This window comes from Streptomyces sp. CA189, assembly GCF_056428985.1.
Window position 1 is genome coordinate 38,225 of the sequence record NZ_JBWJVM010000008.1, and the last position, 23,573, is coordinate 61,797.

The 23,573-nt window shown below is 72.2% G+C and carries 22 protein-coding genes; 18 read left to right on the forward strand and 4 right to left on the reverse strand.

What is annotated here, in order from left to right:
* Positions 1-110: 110 nt before the first annotated feature.
* Positions 111-1,319, reverse strand: a complete 1,209-nt coding sequence (locus tag AC061S_RS09065) for a L,D-transpeptidase (protein WP_478685325.1) — start codon at positions 1,317-1,319, stop codon at positions 111-113.
* A gap of 283 nt (positions 1,320-1,602) precedes the next feature.
* On the opposite strand from AC061S_RS09065, the gene AC061S_RS09070 reads away from it, so the two are divergent.
* The 6 genes from AC061S_RS09070 to AC061S_RS09095 all read left to right on the forward strand — a co-directional run bounded on the left by AC061S_RS09070 (position 1,603) and on the right by AC061S_RS09095 (position 8,590).
* Positions 1,603-2,712, forward strand: coding sequence for a lipid II:glycine glycyltransferase FemX (locus AC061S_RS09070; RefSeq protein WP_478685460.1), 1,110 nt, complete (start codon positions 1,603-1,605; stop codon positions 2,710-2,712).
* Positions 2,658-4,481 carry a murein biosynthesis integral membrane protein MurJ gene (murJ, locus tag AC061S_RS09075; RefSeq protein WP_478685326.1) on the forward strand — a complete coding sequence of 608 codons (1,824 nt, stop codon included), beginning with the start codon at positions 2,658-2,660 and terminating at the stop codon, positions 4,479-4,481. The genes AC061S_RS09070 and murJ overlap by 55 nt, the downstream gene beginning before the upstream one ends.
* A 77-nt stretch (positions 4,482-4,558) precedes the next feature.
* Positions 4,559-5,242 carry a response regulator gene (locus tag AC061S_RS09080; RefSeq protein WP_478685327.1) on the forward strand — a complete coding sequence of 228 codons (684 nt, stop codon included), beginning with the start codon at positions 4,559-4,561 and terminating at the stop codon, positions 5,240-5,242.
* A 9-nt stretch (positions 5,243-5,251) separates the two neighbouring features.
* Entirely contained in the window at positions 5,252-6,700 is a 1,449-nt protein-coding gene (locus AC061S_RS09085) for an ATP-binding protein (RefSeq protein ID WP_478685328.1), read from the forward strand.
* Positions 6,697-7,242, forward strand: coding sequence for a hypothetical protein (locus AC061S_RS09090; protein ID WP_478685329.1), 546 nt, complete (start codon positions 6,697-6,699; stop codon positions 7,240-7,242). The genes AC061S_RS09085 and AC061S_RS09090 overlap by 4 nt, the downstream gene beginning before the upstream one ends.
* A 91-nt stretch (positions 7,243-7,333) precedes the next feature.
* A complete protein-coding gene (locus AC061S_RS09095; protein WP_478685330.1) occupies positions 7,334-8,590 on the forward strand; it encodes a cytochrome P450 in 1,257 nt (418 codons plus the stop codon).
* Here AC061S_RS09095 and AC061S_RS09100 read toward each other — a convergent pair.
* Positions 8,550-9,275 (reverse strand): hypothetical protein, encoded by a 726-nt coding sequence (locus AC061S_RS09100; RefSeq protein WP_478685331.1) that lies wholly within the window; start codon positions 9,273-9,275, stop codon positions 8,550-8,552. The two genes, AC061S_RS09095 and AC061S_RS09100, sit on opposite strands and share 41 nt — an antisense overlap.
* A gap of 101 nt (positions 9,276-9,376) precedes the next feature.
* Here AC061S_RS09100 and ggt point away from each other — a divergent pair, with 101 nt between their 5' ends.
* Positions 9,377-11,176 (forward strand): gamma-glutamyltransferase, encoded by a 1,800-nt coding sequence (gene ggt / locus AC061S_RS09105; RefSeq protein WP_478685332.1) that lies wholly within the window; start codon positions 9,377-9,379, stop codon positions 11,174-11,176.
* A 3-nt stretch (positions 11,177-11,179) separates the two neighbouring features.
* On the opposite strand, the gene map is transcribed toward ggt, so the two are convergent.
* Positions 11,180-11,947 (reverse strand): type I methionyl aminopeptidase, encoded by a 768-nt coding sequence (gene map / locus AC061S_RS09110; protein ID WP_478685333.1) that lies wholly within the window; start codon positions 11,945-11,947, stop codon positions 11,180-11,182.
* A 64-nt stretch (positions 11,948-12,011) separates the two neighbouring features.
* Between map and AC061S_RS09115 the strand changes: the two genes are divergently transcribed.
* From AC061S_RS09115 to AC061S_RS09125, 3 genes are all read left to right on the forward strand, one after another.
* Positions 12,012-12,263 carry a helix-turn-helix domain-containing protein gene (locus AC061S_RS09115; RefSeq protein ID WP_478685334.1) on the forward strand — a complete coding sequence of 84 codons (252 nt, stop codon included), beginning with the start codon at positions 12,012-12,014 and terminating at the stop codon, positions 12,261-12,263.
* A gap of 89 nt (positions 12,264-12,352) precedes the next feature.
* Complete coding sequence (locus AC061S_RS09120; protein WP_478685335.1) at positions 12,353-13,561, forward strand: alginate lyase family protein; 1,209 nt, start codon at positions 12,353-12,355, stop codon at positions 13,559-13,561.
* Entirely contained in the window at positions 13,558-14,004 is a 447-nt protein-coding gene (locus tag AC061S_RS09125) for a hypothetical protein (RefSeq protein ID WP_478685336.1), read from the forward strand. Before AC061S_RS09120 ends, AC061S_RS09125 begins: the two co-directional genes overlap by 4 nt.
* A gap of 7 nt (positions 14,005-14,011) precedes the next feature.
* Here the strand turns inward: AC061S_RS09125 and AC061S_RS09130 are convergent, their stop codons facing one another.
* Entirely contained in the window at positions 14,012-14,896 is an 885-nt protein-coding gene (locus AC061S_RS09130) for an MBL fold metallo-hydrolase (protein ID WP_478685337.1), read from the reverse strand.
* A 133-nt stretch (positions 14,897-15,029) separates the two neighbouring features.
* Between AC061S_RS09130 and AC061S_RS09135 the strand changes: the two genes are divergently transcribed.
* From AC061S_RS09135 to AC061S_RS09170, 8 genes are all read left to right on the forward strand, one after another.
* Positions 15,030-15,458, forward strand: coding sequence for a MarR family winged helix-turn-helix transcriptional regulator (locus tag AC061S_RS09135; RefSeq protein WP_478685338.1), 429 nt, complete (start codon positions 15,030-15,032; stop codon positions 15,456-15,458).
* A gap of 52 nt (positions 15,459-15,510) precedes the next feature.
* The gene (locus AC061S_RS09140; RefSeq protein ID WP_478685339.1) at positions 15,511-15,909 is read left to right on the forward strand and encodes a PPOX class F420-dependent oxidoreductase; all 399 of its coding nucleotides are present in this window, start codon (positions 15,511-15,513) and stop codon (positions 15,907-15,909) included.
* A 45-nt stretch (positions 15,910-15,954) separates the two neighbouring features.
* On the forward strand, positions 15,955-18,102 hold the full coding sequence (locus tag AC061S_RS09145) for a hypothetical protein (RefSeq protein WP_478685340.1): 2,148 nt from the start codon (positions 15,955-15,957) through the stop codon (positions 18,100-18,102).
* Between the two features lie 174 nt (positions 18,103-18,276).
* Entirely contained in the window at positions 18,277-19,119 is an 843-nt protein-coding gene (locus AC061S_RS09150) for a nitrilase-related carbon-nitrogen hydrolase (protein ID WP_478685341.1), read from the forward strand.
* Positions 19,116-20,411 carry an aspartate aminotransferase family protein gene (locus AC061S_RS09155; protein ID WP_478685342.1) on the forward strand — a complete coding sequence of 432 codons (1,296 nt, stop codon included), beginning with the start codon at positions 19,116-19,118 and terminating at the stop codon, positions 20,409-20,411. Before AC061S_RS09150 ends, AC061S_RS09155 begins: the two co-directional genes overlap by 4 nt.
* Positions 20,412-20,428: 17 nt before the next feature.
* The gene (gene hydA, locus AC061S_RS09160) at positions 20,429-21,829 is read left to right on the forward strand and encodes a dihydropyrimidinase (RefSeq protein WP_478685343.1); all 1,401 of its coding nucleotides are present in this window, start codon (positions 20,429-20,431) and stop codon (positions 21,827-21,829) included.
* A gap of 35 nt (positions 21,830-21,864) precedes the next feature.
* Entirely contained in the window at positions 21,865-22,866 is a 1,002-nt protein-coding gene (locus AC061S_RS09165; protein ID WP_478685344.1) for a TIGR03842 family LLM class F420-dependent oxidoreductase, read from the forward strand.
* Positions 22,867-23,109: 243 nt separating this feature from the next.
* The gene (locus AC061S_RS09170) at positions 23,110-23,457 is read left to right on the forward strand and encodes a VOC family protein (RefSeq protein WP_478685345.1); all 348 of its coding nucleotides are present in this window, start codon (positions 23,110-23,112) and stop codon (positions 23,455-23,457) included.
* Positions 23,458-23,573 lie beyond the last annotated feature (116 nt).

The window sequence follows — 23,573 nt, forward strand, 5'->3', positions numbered from 1 at the left end:
TGTGCCGGGGGTGTCAAAGTGACCCGACGGTAACGGGAGGGGCTTACCGGAAGTAACCCGTGAGTAAGTTACGTGCCGGTAACGATTGAACTATGGTCAGTAGGTGTGGATCAGCCCTGCGGGGTTCCGGTCACGGCGCTCTTGGCCTGCCACTGCTCCCAGCCGAGGTTCCACTCGCCGTAGCCGTTGCCCACGTCCGGGTTGCCCTTGGAACCCTGGCCCACGACCTCGAACGGGTCGCCGACCTGGGCCGCCGCGAAGAACGCCTTGGCGTTCTCGTCCGTCATGCCCACGCAGCCGGAACTGGTGTTGGCGCGCCCGAAGTTGGCGGTGTTCCACGGGGCGGCGTGCACGTACATGCCCGACCAGGTCAGCCGGATCGAGTAGTCGACCATCTTGTCGTAGGAGTCGCCCAGGCCCACCGTCTGGGAGTCCATCCGGATGGTGCCCTCCTTGGCCATCATCACCATCTTCCCGTCCCAGGAGGCCTTCTTGCCGCCGGGCGTGCCCGCCGAGATCGGGATGGTGCCGACGGCCTGGCCGTTCTCGGAGACCGTCATCTTCTTCGAGTCGAGGTCCACCTTCACCCGGCGGTCCTTGCCGATCTTGAACTCGGTGGCGTAGTCCTTGACGAACATCCCGCCGCCGGGGCCGGAGTCGACCCCGTTCAGGTTCATCTGGACCTTCACGTCGGTGCCGGACTTCCAGTACTCCTTGGGCCGCCAGTCCACCCGGTCCTTGCCCGAGTAGTCCGTGATCCAGCCCCAGGAACCCTCGGTGTCGTTCGAGGTGGTGACCTTCAGCTGCTTCTCGACCGCGGCCTTGTCCTTCACCGGGTTGTCGAAGACGATCGACACCGGCATGGCCACGCCCACGGTGCTGCCCTTGGGGATGTTGATCGAGACCTTGTTCACCTTGTCGGGGGCCGAGGTCTTGAACGTCGTCGTGGCGCTCTGGCTGTCCGTGTTCTGGGCCTCGACCTTGTAGTCGGCCGAGGGCAGGGCGTTGCCCTGCGAGGTCCAGGTCTTGCCGTCGGCGGATATCTGCCCGGCCAGCTCGCCGCCCTTGGCGTCCGTGACCTTCACCGCCGCGAGCTTGCCCTCGGCGATCGTCACCGTCACAGGCTGGCCCGCCTTGACCTGGTCGCCGGTGAGGTTCACCGAGACCGCCATCTCCGGCTTCTGCTTCATCTCCGCCTTGGCCGCGCCGCCCGAAGCGGCGCCGCCCCCGCAGGCGGCCAGCGAGGCGGCCAGCAATGCGGTGCCGGCCGCCACGGCGGTGCGGCTGCGTACAGAGAAGACCCGGCGTGTGCGGCTCAACGAAAACCCCTCCGAAGTAATGATCGTCCACAAGAGAAGATGCGAACGGAACAACTCTAGGTTGCAGGAGATGCGGAAAAGATCAGGATTTCCTCTGTGACATGGACCGCAGCAATACGGTCATCGTCCGGTCACAATCGCCGCGCACTGCTGTCATGGACAGCTGTGAGAGTCCTGTGCATCCACCGTTTTGGTCGTACAGGAAGGCCGGTCAGCCGTGTGCGCACTGCTCGTGACCCCGACTCAGCAGCACCCGACCCGAAGCCTGGACAGGGGGCTCACCGTGCGCTCGCTGTCGGTTCCGGAATATCAGGGATTCCTTTCACGGCACGGACGGGCCAGCTTTCTCCAGTACCCGTCCTGGGGCGGCGTAAAGGACCTTTGGCGATCGGAAAGGGTCGGATGGCACTACCCCGGCGGTGAAATAGAAGGTGCCGGACTCGTCCTCTACCGTCAATTCCCGGGCACCCGCAAATACTTCGCCTACCTCCCCGAGGGGCCCGTCGCCGACTGGGCCGACCCCGACATCGACCGCTGGCTGACCCCCCTCAAGAACCACCTCAAGGCCTCCGGCGCCTTCGCCGTCCGCATCGGGCCCACCCCCGCCTACCGGCGCTGGGACGCGGCCACCGCCAAGGCGGGCACCGGCCCGGGCCGGCAGATCTCCGACGTGCTCGCCACCGAGGTGGACCCGGTCGGCGCCGCGCTCGCCGACCGGCTGCGCACCCGCGGCTGGAAGCGCTGCGGAGGCGAGGACGACGGCGACGCCCAGCCCCGCCACGTCTTCCGCGTCCCGCTCGCCGGGCGCACCACCGACGAACTGTGGTCGGGCCTGAACCAGGAGTGGCGGCGCAATGTGCGCAAGGCCACGAAGGCGGGGGTCGAAACGGTCATCGGCACCGCCGCCGACCTGCCCGAGTTCTACCGGCTGCTGCGCATCACCGAGGAGCGCGACGGCTTCAGGCTCGGCCGCTCGCTCGCGTACTACCAGCGGCAGTACGAGGTCCTCAACGCCGAGGAGCCCGGCCGCATGCGCCTCTACCTGGGCGTTCACCAGGGCGAGATCCTCGCCGCGCACACCATGATCGTGGCCGGCAGCCGGGTCTGGTACCAGACCGGCGCCTCCGCCGACCACCGCCGCGAGGTCCGCCCGAGCAACGCCCTGCAGTGGCGCATGATGTGTGACGCACATGCACTCGGAGCGGACGAATACGACATGCGCGGGGTACCCTCCACCCTCGACCCCGACGAACGCTCCTTCGGGCTGCTGCGCTGGAAGCTCGGCACCGGCGGACAGGTCGTCGAAACCCTCGGCGAGTGGGAGACCTCCATGGACGGATGCGCCAACACGGCCCTCTACAAGGCGTTCCAGGCGTACATGGCCCGCCGGTGACCCTCGCAGACCCCAGAGCGGCCGACACCGCGGCCGCGACAGAGCCCGGCAGTCAGGCCGCGACCGAGCCCGGCAACCAGGCCGCGACCGAGCCCGGCACCGACCGCGCAGCACCGAAGAAGACCTCGGTGCTGCGCAGCGGCGCGCTCATGGCCGCCGGCTCGATCGTCTCCCGCGCCACCGGCTTCGTCCGCTCCGCCGTGATCGTCGCGGCGCTGGGCACCACCCTGCTCGGCGACGGCTACGCGGTCGCCAACACCGTCCCGAACATCCTGTACATCCTGCTCATCGGCGGCGCCCTCAACGCGGTCTTCGTCCCCGAGCTGGTCCGCGCCGCCAAGGAGCACGAGGACGGCGGCGCCGCCTACACCGACCGGCTGCTCACCGTCTGCACGGCCGCGCTGCTGGTCATCACCGCCGCCGCCGTACTGGCCGCCCCGCTCATCGTCTCGGCGTACACCGGCTACAGCGGCGGCCAGGAGTCCACCACCGTGGCACTGGCCCGGTACTGCCTCCCGCAGATCCTCTTCTACGGGCTGTTCACCCTGCTCGGGCAGGTGCTCAACGCCCGCGGCCGGTTCGGCGCCATGATGTGGACCCCGGTCCTCAACAACCTCGTCGTCATCGCCGTGTTCGGGCTCTTCCTGTTCGTCGCCCAGGGTAGTCAAGGGGGCGGTGACGGCCTGAGCGCCTCCGAGACCCGGCTGCTGGGCATCGGCACCACCGCCGGCATCGTCGTCCAGGCCCTCGGCCTGATCCCCTCGCTGCGCGCCGCCCGCTTCCGCTGGCGCCCCCGCTTCGACTGGCGCGGCAGCGGACTGGCCCGCCCGCTGCGCAACGCGGGCTGGCTCGTCCTGCTCGTCCTGACCAACCAGATCGCGTACTGGGTCGTCACCCGGCTCTCCACCGCCACCGGGGAGCACGCCGTCGCCGCGGGCCTCGCGGGCGGCGCCGGCTACACCGCCTACAGCAACGCCTACCTGCTGTGGATGGTCCCGCAGGGCATCGTCACCGTCTCCCTGGTCACCGCCCTCATGCCCCGGATGAGCTCCGCCGCCACCGACGGCGACCTCGGTCGCGTGCGCGCGGACGTCTCCTACGCGCTGCGCTCCAGCGCCGCCCTCATCGTCCCGGCCGCCGCGCTCTTCGCGGCACTCGCCCCCTGGGTGACCGGCAGCGTCTTCGAGTACGGCCGTACGGGCCCCGCCGACATCGCCGTCATGGCCGGCATGCTCGCCGCCTTCGCGCCCGGTCTGATCGCCTACTCCGCGCAGTACGTGCTCTCCCGCGGCTTCTACGCCCTCTCCGACACCCGGACCCCCTTCTTCCTCAACCTCTCCATCGCCGCCCTCAACGCCGGGCTCTCGGCCGCCGCGTACCTCGTGCTGCCGCCGCGCTGGGCGGTCACGGGCATGGCCGCGGCCTGCTCGATCGCCTTCACCGCGGGCGCGGCCGTCACCGCGTACGTCCTCTCCCGGCGGCTCGGCCCGCGCACGGGGACCCGTACCCAGCGCAGGAGCACCGCCGTACGGACCCACGTGCGGCTCCTCGCCGCCTGCGCCCCGGCGGCCGCCGCGGGGTATGCGGCCGCACGCTCCGTGGAGCGGTTCGGGAACCTCGCCGGGCCCCTCGGGAACTTCGCGGGGGTCGCGGCGGGAACCGCGGTGATCGTCCTCGTCGTCGTACTCCTCGCCCGCCCCCTGCGGCTGACGGAGATCACCGACCTGCTGGACTCCGTACGACGCAAGACCGGCCGCGGGACGACCTAGGCCGGGACCCGCTGCCGGCCGCCCGTATCGGCCGAAAGCGGGAGGGGACCGATCGACGACCCTGGAATACTGACCCGATGCCACGCGTACTGCTGATCGAGGACGACCCTTCCATCCGGGAGGGCGTGGGTCTCGGCCTGCGCCGCCGAGGCCACGACGTGAGCGCCGCCGAGACAGGCGAGGCCGGACTCGAACTCATGGCGAGCTTCCACCCCGAGCTCGTCCTGCTCGACCTCATGCTGCCCGGCATCAACGGCGTCCAGGTCTGCCGCCGGATCCGCGAGAACAGCCAGGTCCCGATCATCATGCTCACCGCGCGCGGGGACGACTTCGACATAGTCGTCGGCCTGGAGGCCGGCGCCGACGACTACATCGTCAAACCCGCCCGCACCGAGGTCATCGAAGCCCGCATCAAGGCCGTGCTGCGCCGCCTCAGCGAGCCCGCGGGCGGCCGCCCCGACGTGCAGTTCCACGGCGAGCTGGCCGTCGACCGCTCCGGGCTCACCGTCGCGAAGAACGGCGAGCGCCTCCCCCTGGCCCCCAGCGAGATCAAGCTCCTGCTGCACCTGTCGGCCTCGCCCGAGCAGGTCTTCTCCCGCCAGCAGCTCCTCGAATACGTCTGGGAGCACAGCTACCACGCCGACGCCCGGCTGGTGGACGCCTGCGTACGCCGCCTGCGCCACAAGATCGAGGACCCCGACGGCGCCCCCCGCTACATACAGACCGTGCGCGGCTTCGGCTACCGCTTCGGCCCGCTGTAAGCGGCGCGCATGAGACGTTTCGCACCACTGGGTCTGCGCACCCGGCTGATCGCCGCCTTCCTGATGGTCGCCGCCATCTGCGCGGTGAGCACGGCCGCGCTCACCTACCAGCAGGCCCGCAACGCGATCCTCAAGCAGAGCCAGGACACCGCCGTCAGCACCCTGCGCGACCTGGTCGACTCCCAGTACACCCAACTGCCCATGGGGCAGGCGGAACTCCAGCGGCTCGTCGGGGAACTGGGCAAGCGCGGCCAGCCGCACCCCTGGATCGTCTACGGGGAGTACGGAAAGCTCCGCGCCACCTCGAACCAGGGCGGCACCCCCGTCTCCCCCTCCGTCAGCGGACAGCTCCGCAGCCAGGTGACCGCCCATCCGCACGGGGCCTTCCAGCGCACCAAGGACCGCAACGGCAACCTCACCCTCGTCGTCGGCATGCCCGCCGTCTTCAAGTACAACGAGGCGTACGAGACCACCGGCGCCGTCTTCTACGCGGTCGTGCCCCTGGACACGGAGCAGACCACCGTGGAGGCCCTGGTCGCCGCCGCCAGAATGGGCGCCGTACCGGGCCTGGCGATCTCCCTGATCCCCGCCCTGCTCGCGGCGCGCAGCGTCCTGAGGCCCGTACGGGACATGCGCAAGGCCGCCCAGCGGCTGGGACGCGGCCGGCTCGACACCCGCATCGAGGTCCGCGGAGCCGACGAACTCGCCGGACTCGCCCGCACCTTCAACGAGACGGCCCGCGCCCTCGAACAGTCGGTCAGCGAACTCCGGGAGGCCGAGGCCCGCGCCCGCCGCTTCGCCGCCGACGTCTCCCACGAACTGCGCACCCCGCTCGCCGGGATGCTCGCCGTCACCGAGGTCCTCGACGAGGGTGCCGAGGAGCTCGACCCCGACACCGCCAAGGCGCTGCGCCTGATCAGCGCCGAGACCGGGAAGCTCGCCGTGCTCGTCGAGGACCTCATGGAGATCTCCCGCTTCGACGCCCGCGCCGCCGAGCTCAACCTCGACGAGGTCGACGTCGCCGAGACCGTCACCAAGACCCTGGAACGCCGCCACTGGACCGACGGGCGGGTCAGCACGGACCTGTCCCCGGGCGTCCGCGCCCGGCTCGACCCGCGCCGTTTCGACGTGGTCCTCGCCAACCTCGTGGGCAACGCCCTCAAACACGGCGGGGCGCCGGTCCGCGTCGGTGTCCGCACCGAGACCCGGCCCGAAGGCGAGCGGCTGATCGTCGAGATCGCCGACAGCGGGCCCGGCATCGCCCCCGAGGTGCTGCCGCACATCTTCGACCGCTTCTTCAAGGCCGACGCCGCGCGCACCCGCTCCACGGGCAGCGGTCTCGGCCTGGCCATCACCCTGGAGAACGTCCGCCTGCACGGCGGCACCCTGCACGCGGCCAACGGACCCGGCGGCGGCGCGCTCTTCACCCTCGACATGCCGCTGGAGGCCCGCGTATGACCCGGGTGCGCAGGGCCGCGGCCGCGGCCGCGCTGACCGTTCCGCTGCTGCTCGCCACCGGCTGCGGCATCGCCACCACCGGGGTCGTCGAGAGCGGCCGCGCCGGGACCGTGAAGCTGGCCACCGCGCCGGACCCGGGCCTGCTGTACTTCATCGCGCCCGACGGCGCGCTCGTCCCGGTGCCGGTCTCCGACCGGGTGCAGCGGCCGGACGTCGGCTTCACGATCGGGATGCTGCTGCAGGGCCCGAACGAGGCCGCGCGGCAGGCCGGTCTGACCACCGAGATCCCGGTGCCGGACGCCAAGTCCCCGGATGCCGTCGCCAAGGGCTTCGCCCGCGGCCCGATCGAGGCCGGCAGCGACGGAAAGGCCATCCGTGTGGTCCTGCCCCTCCCCGTCGAGCCGCTGTCCGGACCGGCCCGCCGCCAACTGGCGTGCACGGCCCTCGCGGCGGTGAGCGTCCGGCCGGCCCCCGAGATCCTCCTCGTCGGCTCCGACGGCAAGGAGCGGAGCGCCGTGTGCGAGGTCACGCCGGAGGGCTGAGCCCCGGCCGGGGCGGCGGGGGCCCCGGCCCGGGCCGGGGCCCCCGCCGGTCCCCTTGCGGGCCGGGCCGCTCCCCGCCACCGTGTGGCGCATGGACCACGGACCGGCCCCCGACGTCTTCGACCCGCGCCTCTACGCCGAAGGCGTCCCGTACGAGCGCTACCGGCTGCTGCGCGACCACCGCCCGGTGGCCTGGCAGAGCGAGCCGGAGGTGCTGGGCTGGCCCGCCGGCCCCGGCTTCTGGGCCGTCACCCGGCACGCCGACGTGGTCCGGGTCCTGCGCGACCACCGCACGTACTCCTCGCACCTGGGCGCCACCCAGATCCGCGACCCCGACCCGGCCGACCTGCCCTTCCTGCGGCGCACCATGCTCAACCAGGATCCCCCCGAGCACGGGACCCTGCGCCGGACCGTGGCCCGCGCCTTCACCCCGGCCCGCGTCGACGCCTTCGCGGCCCGGGTCCGCGGCCGCGCCCGTACGCTGCTGCGCGCCGCCCGCGACGGCGCCGAGGACGGTGCCGCCGACCTGGTGCGCACCGTCACCGACGGGTACGCGCTGCTGAACCTCACCGACCTGCTGGGCGTCCCGGCCGCCGACCGGGGGCTGCTGCTGGAGTGGACGGTACGGATCATCGGATATCAGGATCCGGAGGACGCCCCGGCCCCGCTGCGCGGACCGGACGGGAAGCCGCTGAACCCGCGCTCTCCGGCACTGCTGGGGGAGATGTTCGCGTACGCCCGCGAACTGGCCGCCCACAAGCGGGCCCACCCCGGCGACGACGTGATGACCACGCTCGCGCTCGCCGGACTGGAGGACGCGGAGCTGGAGATGTTCTTCTTCCTGCTCACCGTCGCGGGCAACGACACCGTACGCAGCGCCGCGCCCGGCGGCCTGCTCGCCCTGGCCCGCGACCCGGCCGCCTACGCCGGACTCGCCGACGGCCGGGTTCCGTTGGACCGGGCCGTCGAGGAACTCCTGCGCGTCCACCCGCCGGTGCTGAGCTTTCGCCGCACCGCCGCCGCCGACACCGAGCTCGCGGGACAGCGGATCCGGGCCGGCGACAAGGTGGTGGTCTTCCACGCCTCCGCCAACCACGACGAGCGCGTCTTCACCGACCCCGGCCGCCTCGACCTCGGCCGCGCCCCCAACCCGCACGTCTCCTTCGGAGACGGCCCGCACGTGTGCCTCGGCGCGCACTTCGCCCGGCTCCAGCTCCGGGTCCTCTACGAGGAGTGGGTCGCCGCCATGCCGGCGCCGGAACTGGCGGGCCCGCCGCGCCGGCTGGTGTCGAACTTCATCAACGGGATCACACGGCTGCCGCTGCGGGTGTCCGGGCCGGCCGGGTGACGTCGGCGACCAGCTCGGTCACGTCGGGGCCGTACGCATCGGAGTTGATCACCTTCAGCAGGATGCAGAAGGAGTCGTCGCCGTAGGTGCCGGCCAGCTTGCCGTGGTGCCTGGCCAGGTACCGTGCCGCGGCCTGATTGCTGATGGCGGTCTGCCCGCACAGCAGGAACACCGGCCGGGAGCCCGGCCCCGCGGTCAGCCGGGCGAGCAGCACGTGCTCGACGAGGCCCTTGTCCCAGCGGTACGTCTCCCCGCCCACGGTGATCGCCCCGCGGTCCGGTCCGGGCTCGCTGGAGACGGTGATCCGCACCCCGGGGAGCATGGAGTTCAGGTGCGCCGTCGTCCGGGCGTTGGAGGAGGGCCCGCCCACGCAGAACTCAGCCCGCTCGCCGAAGCCCTGGCGGGCTCCGTCGTGGGTGACGATCTGGACGTTCGCCCCGCAGTCCTTGATCAGGGCGGATATCTCCAGCAGGGCGAAGGCGTCGTTGCGGTGCAGAGAGGAATCGGTGCCGCCCATCTGCCGGTTGACCACGAACAGGCAGTCGGAGCCGGTCGGCAGTCCGAAGAAGGCCTGTTTGCGGCGGAGCGTACGGCGCCACAGGTAGGTCCGGGTGAACCAGCCGAACCCGCCGCTGAGCGCGGTGGCCATCACCCCGAGCACGATGTTGCGGACGTCGTCATTCATGCGGCGGATGGTAGCCGTCACACCGGCTCCATGACGCGGTGGGTGCAAGGAAGTTACGCTGCCGCTCCAAGGTCTGACAGGCAGTCGACTGGAGGAACCGAATGCGTGGTCCCGCCGCACGTCAGTTAGCGCTCGTCGCGCTTGCCGGGGCGCTCGTCTCGACCGGGGCAGCCGCCCCGCCGTCGCAGACCGCCACCCCGCCGAAGGTCCCGGTCGCCACCGGTTACGGCGGGGCCGTCGCCAGCGTCGACGCCGACGCCAGCGCGGTCGGCATCGCCGTCCTGCGCTCCGGAGGCAATGCCGTGGACGCCGCCGTCGCGACGGCCGCCGCGCTCGGGGTCACCGAGCCGTACTCCGCCGGCATCGGCGGGGGCGGCTACTTCGTGTACTACGACGCCCGGTCCGGCCGGGTGCGCACCATCGACGGCCGCGAGACCGCCCCGGCGACGGCCACCGCCGCGCTGTTCCAGGAGAACGGCCTGCCCATCCCGTTCGCCGAGGGCCAGACCAGCGGCCGCGGCGTCGGAGTGCCCGGCACCCCGGCGACCTGGAAGAGCGCGCTCGACGCCTGGGGCACCCGCTCGCTGGGCCACCTCCTCAAGCCCGCCGAGAAGCTGGCCCGCGAGGGCTTCGCCGTGGACTCCACCTTCCGGGCCCAGACCGCGCTCAACGAGGCACGCTTCCGGGACTTCCCCGACACGAGGAAGCTCTTCCTGCCCGGCGGGGACCTCCCGGTGGTCGGCTCCACCTTCAAGAACCCCGACCTGGCGGCCACGTACGCGGAACTCGGCCGCAAGGGCGCGGGCGCGCTCTACCGGGGCCGGCTGGCCGAGGACATCGTCCGGGCCGTGCGCACGCCCCCCGTGGACCCGGCCGCCACCCGCGTGGTCCGTTCCGGCGATCTGACCGCCGGGGACCTGCGCGCGTACGCGACCAAGTGGCAGGAGCCGACCCGGGTCGGCTACCGCGGCCTGGACGTGTACAGCATGGCCCCGTCCTCCTCCGGCGGCACCACCGTCGGCGAGGCCCTGAACATCCTGGAGCGCACCGACCTCGGAGCGCTCACCGAAGCCCAGTACCTGCACCGCTTCATCGAGTCCTCCCGGATCTCCTTCGCCGACCGGGGCCGCTGGGTCGGCGACCCGGCCGCCGAGGACGTGCCCACGAAGGAGCTGCTCTCGCAGCGCTACGCGGACTCGCGCGGCTGCCTCATCGACCCGGCCAAGGCGCTGACCAGCCCGCTGGCTCCGGGTGATCCCCGCAATCCGGTCGCCTGCGGCGCCGGCGGGCAGGCCGCCCCGACCACGTTCGAGGGGGAGAACACCACGCACCTGACCGTCGCCGACCGCTGGGGCAACGTGGTCTCCTACACCCTGACCATCGAGTCGACCGGCGGCAGCGCCATCACCGTCCCGGGGCGCGGCTTCCTGCTCAACAACGAGCTGACCGACTTCTCCTTCGCCCCGGCCGCCCCCGGCGTCCCCGACCCCAACCTGCCGGGCCCCGGCAAGCGGCCGCGCTCGTCGATGTCCCCGACCATCGTGCTGGAGGACGGACGCCCGCTGCTGGCGCTGGGCTCCCCGGGCGGAGCGACCATCATCACCACGGTGCTCCAGACCCTGACCGGGCACCTGGACCGCGGGCTGCCGCTGGTCGATGCCATCGCCGCGCCGCGGGCCAGCCAGCGCAACCAGACCACCACCGAGCTGGAGCCGGGCCTGTGGAACAGCCCGGTCCGGGCCGAGCTGGAAGCCCTCGGCCAGGGCTTCCGGCAGAACCCGGAGATCGGCGCGGCCACCGGAGTCCAGCGGCTGCCCGACGGGCGGTGGCTGGCCGCGGCCGAGACGAGCCGGCGGGGCGGCGGCTCGGCGATGGTGGTGCGCCCGGGCGGGGAGCGGTAGGCCTTACAGGGCGGTGAGGATCCTCGGACCGGCGGCGGTGATCGCGACCGTGTGCTCGGCGTGCGCGGCGCGGCTGCCGTCGACGGTCCGCAGGGTCCAGCCGTCCGCGTCGCAGGCGTAGTCGTCCGTACCGCCCGCGATCAGCATCGGCTCGATCGCGATCACCATGCCGGCGCGCAGCTTCGTACCCTGCCCCGCCGGGCCCTCGTTGGGCACGCCGGGCTCCTCGTGCATGGAGCGTCCGACGCCGTGGCCGCCGAAGCCGTCGGGGATGCCGTACCCGGCGGCGCGGCAGACGGTGCCGATGGCGTGGGCGATGTCGCCGACGCGGCCACCGGGCCGGGCGGCGGCGATGCCTGCCGCGAGGGCGGCCTCGGCGGTCGCGATGAGCCGCAGGTCGGCGGGGCGGGTCCGGCCCACGGTGAAGCTGACGGCCGCGTCGCCCACCCAGCCGCCCAGTTTCGCGCCGCAGTCGATGCTGACCAGGTCGCCGTCGCGGAGCCGGTAGCCGTCGGGGATGCCGTGCACGATCGCGTCGTTGACGGAGGCGCAGATGACGGCGGGGAAGGGGACCGGCGCGAACCGCGGCCGGTAGCCGAGGAAGGGCGAGCTGGCGCCCGCCTCGCGGAGCACCTCGCGCGCGGCCAGGTCCAGCTCCAGCAGGGACACCCCCACGGCGGCCCGGTCCCGGACGGCGGCGAGGGCGTGCGCGACGACGCGGCCGGCGGCGCGCATCTGGTCGATCGATCGTTCTGTCTTCAGTTCCACCATGCCAATAACTATACCGGTATAACTGTAACGGGATACTTATTGGGCTCCGGGGTAGGATGAGGCCATGGTCCGTACCCCCCTCACCCCCGAAGAGCACGAGCGCGGCGAGCGGCTGGGCGCCCTGTTGCGCACGGCCCGCGGTGGCCGCAGCATGGTCGAGGTCGCGGCCAGTGCCGGGCTCTCCGCCGAAACCCTCCGCAAGATCGAGACCGGCCGGGCCCCGACCCCGGCCTTCTTCACCGTCGCCGCCCTCGCCGGGGCGCTGGGGCTCTCCCTGGACGAAGTGATGCGGCGCTGCGCCCTCGTGCCCGTGTGAGGTCCGGGGGAGCGGGCGGGTCGCGGCCGAACGGACCAATCGGCGGTGAGACGGCCGGGGCGCGGGGCAAGCGTGAAGGCGTGTCAGACATGAACGCATCCACATCCAAGCGACTCGGCCTCGGACTCGTGGGCGCCCTCCTCGCGGGCGGCCTGCTGCTCGCGGCGTGCGCCGCTCCCAAGGGCCGGGCCCACGCCAAGGACCCGGGCGACGTGGTCTTCCGCCACCCGGGCGTCGTCGTCAGCCACACCCGGCTCCAGCACGCGAAGCAGATGGTCGCGGCCGGCAAGGAGCCGTGGAAATCGGCGTACCAGGCGCTCCTCAAGAGCCGCTACGCCTCCCTCGACTACCAGCCGCACCCGGCCGACGTCGTGCCCTGCCCTTTCAACTCCGGGCCGCAGTCCTGCCTCGACGAACGGCAGGACGCGATCGCCGCGTACACCCACGCCCTGCTGTGGTCGGTGAACGGCAAGGCCTCCCACGCGCGCAAGGCCGTGGAGATCATGGACGGCTGGTCGGCCGTGATGAAGCGCCACGCCGAGGACAACGCCGGCCTCCAGGCCGCCTGGTCCGGCTCCACCTGGGCGCGCGCCGCCGAGATCGTCCACGCCGACCACCCGGGCTGGGGAGCCGCCCGGGTCGACCGCTTCAAGGAGATGCTGCGCACCGCCTACCTCCCGGCCGTCCGCGCGCAGGTGCCGGCGTACAACGGCAACTGGGAGCTGGCCATGACCGATGCCGCCCTGAGCATCTCCGTCTTCCTGGAGGACCGGGCCGTCTTCCAGGAGTCCCTGGAGCGGTTCAGGGAGCGCGTCCCGGCGTACTTCTACCTCAAGCGGGACGGCGCGCACCCGCTGGCCCCGCCGCACACCGGCATCGACTCGCCGGACGAGGTCGCGGCGTACTGGTTCGGCCAGGGGACGTACGTCGACGGCGTCTCCCAGGAGACCTGCCGCAACCTCATGCACGTCGGCTACGCGCTCGCGGCGTCCGCGCACATCGCGGAGACGGCCTGGCACCAGGGCGTGGACCTGTACGGGGAGCAGGGCGAGCGGCTCCGGGCGGCACTGGAGTTCCACTCGAAGTACCAGCTGGGGGAAGAGGCCCCCGGCTGGCTGTGCGGCGGCAACCTGGAGCGCACGATGGGGCCCGACCTGGAAGTGGCGCTCCAGCACTACGCGGTGCGGGCGGGCGCGAAGCTCCCGTACACCCGCGAGCTGGTCGAGAAGACGAGGCCGGCCGGGACGGACGACCTGTTCGTGGCGTGGGAGACCCTCACCCACGGGGAGGTGGCGTGAACGACGTCCGAGCCGAGATCGACGACTATCTCGCGCGCTACGCCGCGACCCTCACGTCCTACGACGCCCGGGCGGCGGCCGGTCTGTGGGGGATGCCGGGCATGATCCTCGACGACCGGGGCGCCGGCGTGGTCGAATCCCGGGAAGCGATGGCCGACGGGCTGGAGCGGTCCTATCCCTTCTACCGCCGGCTCGGCCTCGCCTCGGTCGGATACGAGCGGCTGGGCTGTGAACAGCTCAGCGACGCGATCTTCCTGGTCCGCGTCCGCTGGCTCTTCTTCGACAAGGACGGCGACCAGCTGACCGACAGCTTCAGCAGCTACGTCCTGCGCCGCGGCGAGGAGGGCCTGCGGGCGTTCGTGTGCGTTCCCGCCGACGACGCCGAGAAGCTGCGGGCCCTCGCCGAGGACCGAGGGGTCGACCTGCCGTACGGGACTCCGTAGACACCCACTAGGCGTCGACCGGGCGCCAGGCCGGGCCGTCCCCGTCCTGCCGGACCTGCCCGAACACCACGTCGGCGAAGTGGACGCCGAAGCCGATGGTTCCCGGCTCCGCCAGCTCCGCGACGAGCCGGCGGCGGTGGACGGCGGTCCGGGCCAGGTCGTGGTCGAAGGCCGAGGACCAGCCGGGGTGGTCGATCTGGATCGGCGAATGCAGGGCGTCGCCGAAGGCGATCAGGCGCCGGCCGCCTCCGGTGATGACGTACTCGGCGTGCCCGACGGTGTGCCCGGGGGTGATCCGCACGCGTACCCCGGGGAAGACCTCCTGCCCGTCGGTGAGCGTGCGCACGCGCGGTGCGAGGGCCGCGACCCGCTCGGTCGTGCCCTCGGCCGCCAGCAGGTCGAGCCGGTCCCACTCGGGCTGGGCGATCAGGTACTCGGCGCCGGTGAAGACGGTGTGGTCCTCGCCGGGCGCGGGGTGGACGGCCCAGCCGATGTGGTCGGAGTGGAGGTGGGTGAAGGCCACCGCTTCGATGTCCCCGGGGGCGCGGCCGAGTTCGGCCAGGCTGTCGGGGAGCGCGCCTCCGTGGATCACGCCGACGGGGCCGTCCGGAGCCCGGAGCGTCTGCGGGCCGAAGCCCGCGTCGATCAGCAGCGCGCGGCCGCCGTGCTCCACCAGCAGGCCGCCGACGCTCGCCACGAGGTGGCCCGCGGTGTCCAGGTACTCCGGGTGGGCGTTCCACACCTCGTCGGTGGTGTCCGGGAGCAGCGGCAGCGGTCGGAGCCGCACGTCGCCGTCCGGCACGTACGAGACCTTCGTGTCGCCGAGCCAGAGCGAGCGGATTCCCGCGGGCCGGCGCAGTCGTTCGTCGCGCGCCGTCGTCAAATCGGGCATGGGTGCTCCCCTGTGAGTGGTCGTCAGGCCGCCGCCGGCCGGTCTGCCGGACGGCGAGGCCAACCATAAGCATCAAGTTCGAATCATTCAAGCTGTAAATATTCTGGCTTGAGTCATTTGCTAAACTGACGTCATGACCACACCTCCCGAGATCCAGGCCATCGCCGAGCGGCAGCTGTGCGGACTGGTGAACGGACTGGCCCAGCGGATCGCCGAGCACGTGCGGGAGCGTGCCGCCACGCTGGGCCTCACCGCGGCCCAGGCGACCGCGCTGCGGGAGATGAGCGGGCCGATGACCATGCGGGACCTCTCCGAACGCATGAGCTGCGAGCCCTCCAACACCACGTTCGTCGTCGACAAGCTGGAGAAGCAGAGCCTGATCGAGCGGCACCCGCACCCCACCGACCGCCGCGCCAAGCACCTCGTCCTGACACCCGAGGGCACCGCCCTGCGCGCCCGGCTCCTCGCGCTCCTCTCCGAGGGCTCCCCGCTGTCCGGGCTCGCCCCGCAAGAGCAGAGCGTGCTGCGCGGCCTCCTGGAGCGGGCCGTCACCTCCCGTTGACGGGCCGCTCCCGTTGGCGGGCACGCGATCGGGCACGCGTAGGGTCGGGCGCATGACGATCGAGGAGCTGGGCCGAGCGAGGTACGTCAGTCTCACCACCTTCCGCAAGGACGGCACGGCGGTGGCCACGCCGGTGTGGGCGGTGGCGGACGGCGGCGAGCTGTACGTGTGGACGCGCAACGACGCGTGGAAGGTCAAGCGGATCCGCAACGACGGGCGGGTCACGGTCGTGGCCTGTGACGTACGCGGGCGGGTGGCCGACGGGGCCGCGGTGGTCGAGGGCGAGGCGCGGCTGCTGGACGCGGCCGGGCTGAAGCGGGTGCGGAAGCTGATGACGCGCAAGTACACGTGGCAGTTCTGGATGCTGGACGTGCCGGCGGCCGTGGTCCGGCGCGAGCGGCCGCACACCGCGATCGCGGTCAGGCTTGCCCCGCCCGCCGTCAAGCTTTGAGACTCCTGTAGCCCGCCCGTAACACGGGTGGGATCCAATGCGGGGATGGAGACCGCGACTTCGCAGTTGATCGGCCAACTCTCCGGATACATGCGGGGATTGACACAGCGACTGGATCCAGGGGCCGGCTGGTACGGGGAGTTCCTGCGGCGGGACCCGGAGGGGATGCGGGCCTGTCTGGACGGGGCCGCGATGCCTCCGTGGGACGTACTGGAGTCCCTGCTGGGTGACTTGGCGGCATCGGCGGGCTCGGGCGACCTCTCGCGGGAGACGCGGTACGCGGCCGGACTGCGGGCCGCGGCGGTCGCGGTCTGGGACCGGCTGCCGGGCGGGGTGGAGGAACTGCGCACCCTGCTCGCGTCGGCCGCGGAGCAACGGGCGCGGGCCCGGGCGGCGCTGCGCGTGCTGTCGGCGCGGCTCGCGGAGACGGCGGACCCGGCGGAGGCGGAGGCCCTGTCCCGGGAACTCTCCTGGACCCGCGACGACGACGCCCGCGCGACGGCCCGCCACGAGGACCTGACGGCCCGCCTCACGGCGGTGTCCCCGGGGGCCGACTGGCCCGGGTACCCGTCGCCGGCGCGGCCGGAGGCCCTGAACGCGGTGCCCGCACAGCGCACCCCGACGTCGCCGGGCTCGGTGTGGCCGGGGCCGCGGGAAGGGACGCAGGGCGGCGCGCCGACACGGACGGGGTCCCCGGGCGAGGATGCGGACGCGGATCCGGACGCGGCATCGGGCCCCGCGCCGGACGGAGCGGGGGAGCCGGTCGGGCGGGCCGAGGGGCGCTGGCTGCGCGGTGCGCGGCGCAGCGGCGGGGCCCGGTACGCGGGCACGGCAGCGCCCGAAGCCCAGGCCGTCACCATGCCCCCGGGGCAGCCGGCGTCCGCCACGCCCCTGCGCGGGGCCCGCTTCGGGCGGCCCGCCCGCCCGGCGGCCGAGCCCGCCCCGCCGGGGGACCCGGTGCCGGAACAGGACGCTTCGGCGGGCGGGGCCGGGCATGCGGGCCAGACCCGGGAAGCCCGGTACGAGCCCGCCCGCCCGGGCTCCGAAGAATCGGACACCGGGCAGGCGCCCGCCGCTTCGGGCCAGGGCGGCTACGCCGGGGCCGGGGGTACGGACGGCTACGCGGGATCGGGTGGTACGGGCGGCTACGCCGGGGCCGGGGGTACGGACGACTCTGCAGGATCCGGGCGTACGGACGGCTACGCCGGGTCCGGGCGTACGGTCGGCTACGGCGGGTCCGGGCGTACGGTCGGCTACGGCGGGCCCGGGCGTACGGACGGCTACGGCGGGCCCGCGCGTACGGTCGGCTACGCCGGGCCCGGGCGTACGGGCGACTACGCCGGGTCCGGGCCCGCGGCCGGGCATCCCGGGTCCGGACCCGCGGCCGGGCACGGCGGGACCGGGGCTTCGGCGGAGGCGCCCTGGGGACCGGCTTCCGGCCGGCCGGGTGGCGACGCCGGCTCCACGGGCCAGGCCGGACGCCCGCCCGGCCCCCCGGCCTGGAGCACGGGATACACCTCCGCCCCCGACCCGGGGCCCCGGCCCCACCCGCAGGGGGAGCCCACCCCGTGGCCGGACCAGGCCCGCGCCGGTGGCCGGCCCGCAGGCTCCGCCCAGTGGCCCGGCTCCGCCCCCGGCTCCACCCCCGGAGGCGCCCCGAACGCCGCGCCCGCCCAGTGGGCCGGGGCCCCCGGCGGGTTCGTGGAGGGGCTCGTGGCCTTGCGGGGGCAGGGGCGGAGCGGGGAGGCGCACGTGCTGCTCTGCGAGGCCGCCGCCGGGCCCGCCGAGCGGCTGGTCCTGCTGGGGGAGGAGCTGCGGCGGGCCGGCCTGGCCGCGGACTGGGCCACCCTGCTCTGGGAGGCGGCCTCGCTGCCGCCCGCCCGGTTCGCCGCGGCCGCCGCCGTCCTCGGGCCGGCCGACCGCGACGCCCTGCTGCGCCAGGGCGCGGCCCGCCCGGCCGCCGAGATCGCCGAGATCGCCCTCGTGCTCGGGACGGCCGGCCACACCGAGGAGGCCGACGCGCTGCTCGCCGCCTTCGTCAGGGTCCGCACCGCCGAGGAGTCGGCCCGGCTCGCCCGCCGGGACCCCCGGTGGTTCGCCCCCAGGCTGCTGCGCGCCGCCGAAGCCCTCTCGGGGGCTCACCACCGCGACCTGTTGCACGCCCTTCGAGTCGCGAATCTGCCCGTCTCCTGACCGGAATCGACCATGTGTCGACGTAACTCCTGCGTTTGCTGATCGACTACTCCAACCGCGCAAGGCGGTCTTGCCCCGGGCCTGGCCGAGGCCTACCTTCAACTCCCTACGCGCAGCCGTCGTACACCCTCTACGTGCGTAGAAGCCGGCGTACCCCGTCGCGAGGAGCAGCTCATGGCCCAAGTCGTCCGCGCCGCACTTGTCCAGGCCACCTGGACCGGAGACACCGAGTCGATGATCGCCAAACACGAGGAGCACGCCCGCCGGGCCGCCGCCCAGGGTGCGCAGGTCATCGGCTTCCAGGAAGTCTTCAACGCCCCCTACTTCTGCCAGGTCCAGGAGCCCGAGCACTACCGCTGGGCCGAGGCCGTCCCCGACGGCCCCACCGTCCAGCGGATGCAGGCCCTCGCCCGCGAGACCGGCATGGTGATCGTCGTACCGGTCTTCGAGCTGGAGTCCGAGGGCCTCTACTACAACACCGCCGCGGTCATCGACGCCGACGGCAGCTACCTCGGCAAGTACCGCAAGCACCACATCCCCCAGGTCAGGGGATTCTGGGAGAAGTACTACTTCCGCCCGGGCAACCTCGGCTTCCCCGTGTTCGACACCGCCGTCGGCCGGATCGGCGTCTACATCTGCTACGACCGGCACTTCCCGGAGGGCTGGCGCGAACTGGGCCTGAACGGCGCCCAGCTGGTCTACAACCCGTCCGCCACCTCCCGCGGCCTGTCCGGGTACCTGTGGCAGCTGGAGCAGCCCGCCTCCGCCGTCGCCAACGAGTACTTCGTCGCCGCCATCAACCGCGTCGGCCAGGAGGAGTACGGCGACAACGACTTCTACGGCACCAGCTACTTCGTCGACCCGCGCGGCCAGTTCGTCGGGGACGTGGCCAGCGACAAGGAGGAGGAACTCCTCGTCCGCGACCTCGACTTCGACCTCATCAAGGAGGTCCGCGACCAGTGGGCCTTCTACCGTGACCGCCGCCCCGACGCCTATGGAGGACTCGTACAGCCGTGACCAACCCGATCCCCCTGCACAGCCGGCACCGCTCCGTCCTGCCCGACTGGCTCGCGCTCTACTACGACCGCCCCCTCGAACTCACCCACGGCGAGGGCCGCCACGTCTGGGACGCCGACGGCAACCGCTACCTCGACTTCTTCGGCGGCATCCTCACCACGATGACCGCCCACGCCCTGCCCGAGGTCACCAAGGCCGTCGCCGAACAGGCCGGGCGGATCATCCACTCCTCCACCCTGTACCTCAACCGCCCGATGATCGAACTGGCCGAGCGCGTCTCGGCGTTGTCCGGCATCCCCGACGCCCGGGTCTTCTTCACCACCTCCGGCACCGAGGCCAACGACACCGCCCTGCTGCTCGCGACGACGTACCGCCGCTCCAACCAGATCCTGGCGATGCGCAACAGCTACCACGGCCGGTCCTTCTCCACCGTCTCGATCACCGGCAACCGCGGCTGGTCCCCGACCAGCCTCTCGCCGCTCCAGACGTACTACGTCCACGGCGCGGTCCGCACCCGCGGACCCTTCGCCCACCTGGACGACGCCGCCTTCACCGCCGCCGCCGTCGCCGACCTGGAAGACGTACTCGGCCAGGCGCGCGGCGGGGTCGCCGCGCTCATCGCCGAACCGGTCCAGGGCGTGGGCGGCTTCACCTCCCCTCCCGACGGGCTCTACGGATCCTTCCGAAAGGTCCTCGACCGGCACGGCATCCTCTGGATCAGCGACGAGGTGCAGACCGGCTGGGGCCGTACCGGCGAGCACTTCTGGGGCTGGCAGGCCCACGCCCAGAACGGCCCGCCGGACATCATCACCTTCGCCAAGGGCATCGGCAACGGCATGTCCATCGGCGGAGTCGTGGCCCGGCCCGAGGTGATGAACTGCCTCGACTCCAACTCCATCTCCACCTTCGGCGGTTCCCCGGTCACCATGGCCGCCGGCGTCGCCAACCTCGCCTACCTCCTCGAACACGACCTCCAGGGCAACTCCCGCCGCGTCGGCGGCCTGCTGCTGGAGCGGCTGCGGGCCATCGCCGCGACCGTGCCCGCCGTACGGGAGGTACGCGGCCGGGGCCTGATGGCCGGCCTGGAGCTGACCAAACCCGGCACCGACCAGGCCGACCCGGACGCGGCCGCCGCCGTACTGGAGGCCGCCCGGGCCGGCGGCCTGCTGCTCGGCAAGGGCGGCGGCCACAACACCAGCGTGCTGCGCATCGCGCCGCCGCTCTCCCTCACCGTCGCCGAGGCGGAAGAGGGCGCCGAGATCCTCGCCGAGGCCCTCCGCAGCCTCAACTAACACCGGGGGAGACGTACATGAACATCCGCACCCTGATCCACGGCGGGCTCGTCATCACCGCATCCGACGAGCTCCACGCCGACGTGCTGATCGAGAACGGCCGGGTCGCCGCCCTCGCGGCACACGGCACGGCGGCCGCCGAAACCTGGACGGCCGACCGGACGATCGACGCGAGCGGGAAGTACGTCATCCCCGGCGGGGTCGACGCGCACACGCACATGGAGCTGCCGTTCGGCGGCACCTTCGCGTCGGACACGTTCGAGACCGGAACACGGGCCGCAGCCTGGGGCGGGACGACGACGATCGTCGACTTCGCGGTGCAGACACCCGGGCACTCCCTCCGAGAGGGCTTGGACACCTGGTACGCGAAGGCCGACGGGCAATGCGCGATCGACTACGCATTCCACATGATCGTGTCGGACGTCAATGAACACTCCCTCAAGGAAATGGACGGACTCGTCGAAGAAGGCGTAAGTTCGTTCAAATTGTTTATGGCATACCCGGGCGTGTTCTATTCGGATGACGGGCAGATCCTGCGGGCGATGCAGCGGGCTTCGGGCAACGGCGGGCTGATCATGATGCACGCCGAGAACGGCATCGCGATCGACGTGCTCGTCGAGCAGGCCCTGGCGCGCGGGGAGACGGATCCCCGTCACCACGGCGAGGTCCGCAAGGTCCTCCTCGAAGCCGAGGCCACCCACCGGGCGATCCAACTGGCCCGGGTGGCCGGCGCCCCGCTCTACGTGGTCCACGTTTCGGCGGAGGAGGCGGTGGCCGAGCTGGCCGCCGCCCGCGACAAGGGTCTGCCGGTCTTCGGTGAGACCTGTCCGCAGTACCTGTTCCTGTCCACGGACAACCTGGAGGAGCCGGACTTCCAGGGCGCCAAGTACGTATGCTCCACCCCCCTCCGTCCGCGCGATCATCAGGCGGCGCTGTGGCGGGGTCTGCGGACGAACGACCTTCAGGTGGTCTCCACCGACCACTGCCCCTTCTGCTTCCGCGGCCAGAAGGAGCTGGGCCGGGGCGACTTCTCGAAGATCCCGAACGGGCTGCCGGGGGTGGAGAACCGCATGGACCTCCTCCACCAGGCCGTCCTGGACGGGCACATCAGCCGCCGCCGCTGGATCGAGATCGCCTGCGCGACCCCGGCCCGGATGTTCGGCCTCTACCCCCAGAAGGGCACCATCGCGCCGGGCTCCGACGCCGACATCGTCCTCTACGATCCGCACGCCGAGCAGGTCATCTCCGCCGAGACGCACCACATGAACGTGGACTACTCGGCGTACGAGGGCAAGCGGATCACCGGACGCGTCGACACGGTCCTCTCGCGCGGCGAGGTGGTCATCGACCGCCGCGAGTTCACGGGCCGAGCCGGCCACGGTGCCTTCGTCCACCGCTCCACCTGTCAGTACCTGTAAGCCGTAAGCCCGTACGCAGCAGCAAGGAGCCATGCATGGACTTCGGCCTCGTCCTGCAAACCGACCCGCCGGCCTCCCAGGTCGTCAGCCTCATGAAGCGCGGCGAGCGCAACGGGTTCCGCTACGGCTGGACCTTCGACTCCGCAGTGCTCTGGCAGGAGCCGTTCGTCATCTACAGCCAGATCCTCGCCAATACGCAGCGGATGCACGTCGGTCCGATGGTGACCAACCCCGGAACGCGTACCTGGGAGGTCACCGCCTCCACCTTCGCGACCCTCAACGACATGTACGGCAACCGCACCGTCTGCGGGATTGGGCGCGGGGACTCGGCGATGCGGGTCGCCGGGCGCGCGCCCAACACCCTGGCCCGGCTCGGGGACGCCATCGAGGTCATCCGGGACCTGGCGGAGGGCCGCGAGGCACTGGTCGACGGAAACCCGATCCGGATCCCCTGGATCACGGACGGGAAGCTGCCCGTCTGGATGGCCGCGTACGGGCCCAAGGCCCTCGCGCTCGCCGGACAGAAGGCCGACGGGTTCATCCTCCAGCTCGCCGACCTCTACCTCACCGAGTGGATGGTCAAGGCGGTCCGCCAGGCCGCCAGGGAGGCCGGCCGCGACCCCGACTCGATCACCATCTGCGTGGCCGCCCCGGCGTACGTGGGGGACGATCTCGCGCACGCCCGCGACCAGTGCCGCTGGTTCGGCGGCATGGTCGGCAACCACGTCGCCGACCTGGTCTCCCGCTACGGCGAGCACTCCTCGATGGTTCCCGAGGAGCTCACCGAGTACATCAAATCCCGCCACGGCTACGACTACAGCCACCACGGCCGCGCCGGCAACCCGTCCACCGATTTCGTCCCCGACGAGATCGTCGACCGCTTCTGCCTGCTGGGCCCGCCCGAGGCCCACATCGAGAAGCTGCGGGCCCTGCGCGACCTCGGCGTCGACCAGTTCGCCCTCTACGACATGCACGACGCCCGGGAGGCCACGATCGACGCTTACGGCCAGCACGTCATCCCGGCACTCACCAGGTAACCGTCCGCCGAGAGGGCGCGGCATGCCCTCGACCGTCCGAAATGCTTCCTGACGGGTCGTCGGAATGACGAAGCCTCTCCTTGACCGGCTTGAGCAACCGGTCAAGGAGAGGCTTCCGGCAGCGCCTCGGCAGCCTCGGCAGTCTCGGGGTCTACGGACCAGGCCCCCCATTCCCCTACCTGTTCCGAAGGACGGGACTGGCGCCTCACGCGATGACGGCGAGACGTTCACTAGGGTCTGCTCATGATCAATGGTGCTCACGTGGTGGTCTACAGCACGGACGCTGAGGCAGACCGGGCCTTCTTCCGGGACACTCTGGGATATCCCCACATCGATGCCGGTGACGGCTGGCTCATCTTCAGGCTGCCGCCGGCCGAGATCGCCGTTCATCCGTCGGAGAGCTCCTCCCATGAGTTCTTCCTGATGTGCGACGACGTCAACGCCACCCGGGAGGAGCTGTCGGCGAAGGGCGTCGATTTCACCCGGCCCGTCAGCGACGAGGGCTGGGGCCTGATGACTGTGCTCCGGCTTCCCGGTGGGGGCGAGGTGGGGCTGTATCAGCCGCGCCACCAGAAGGCGTACGAACTCTGAGTTCACCCCTCGCGTGCCACGCCCACAACCCCCGGCGCCGGGCTGCTGCGGGACCCTGCCCCGACGTGTTGTCCGGCCCTCGCCAGGTGGGGCCGGTACGTTCGACTTTGTCGGCC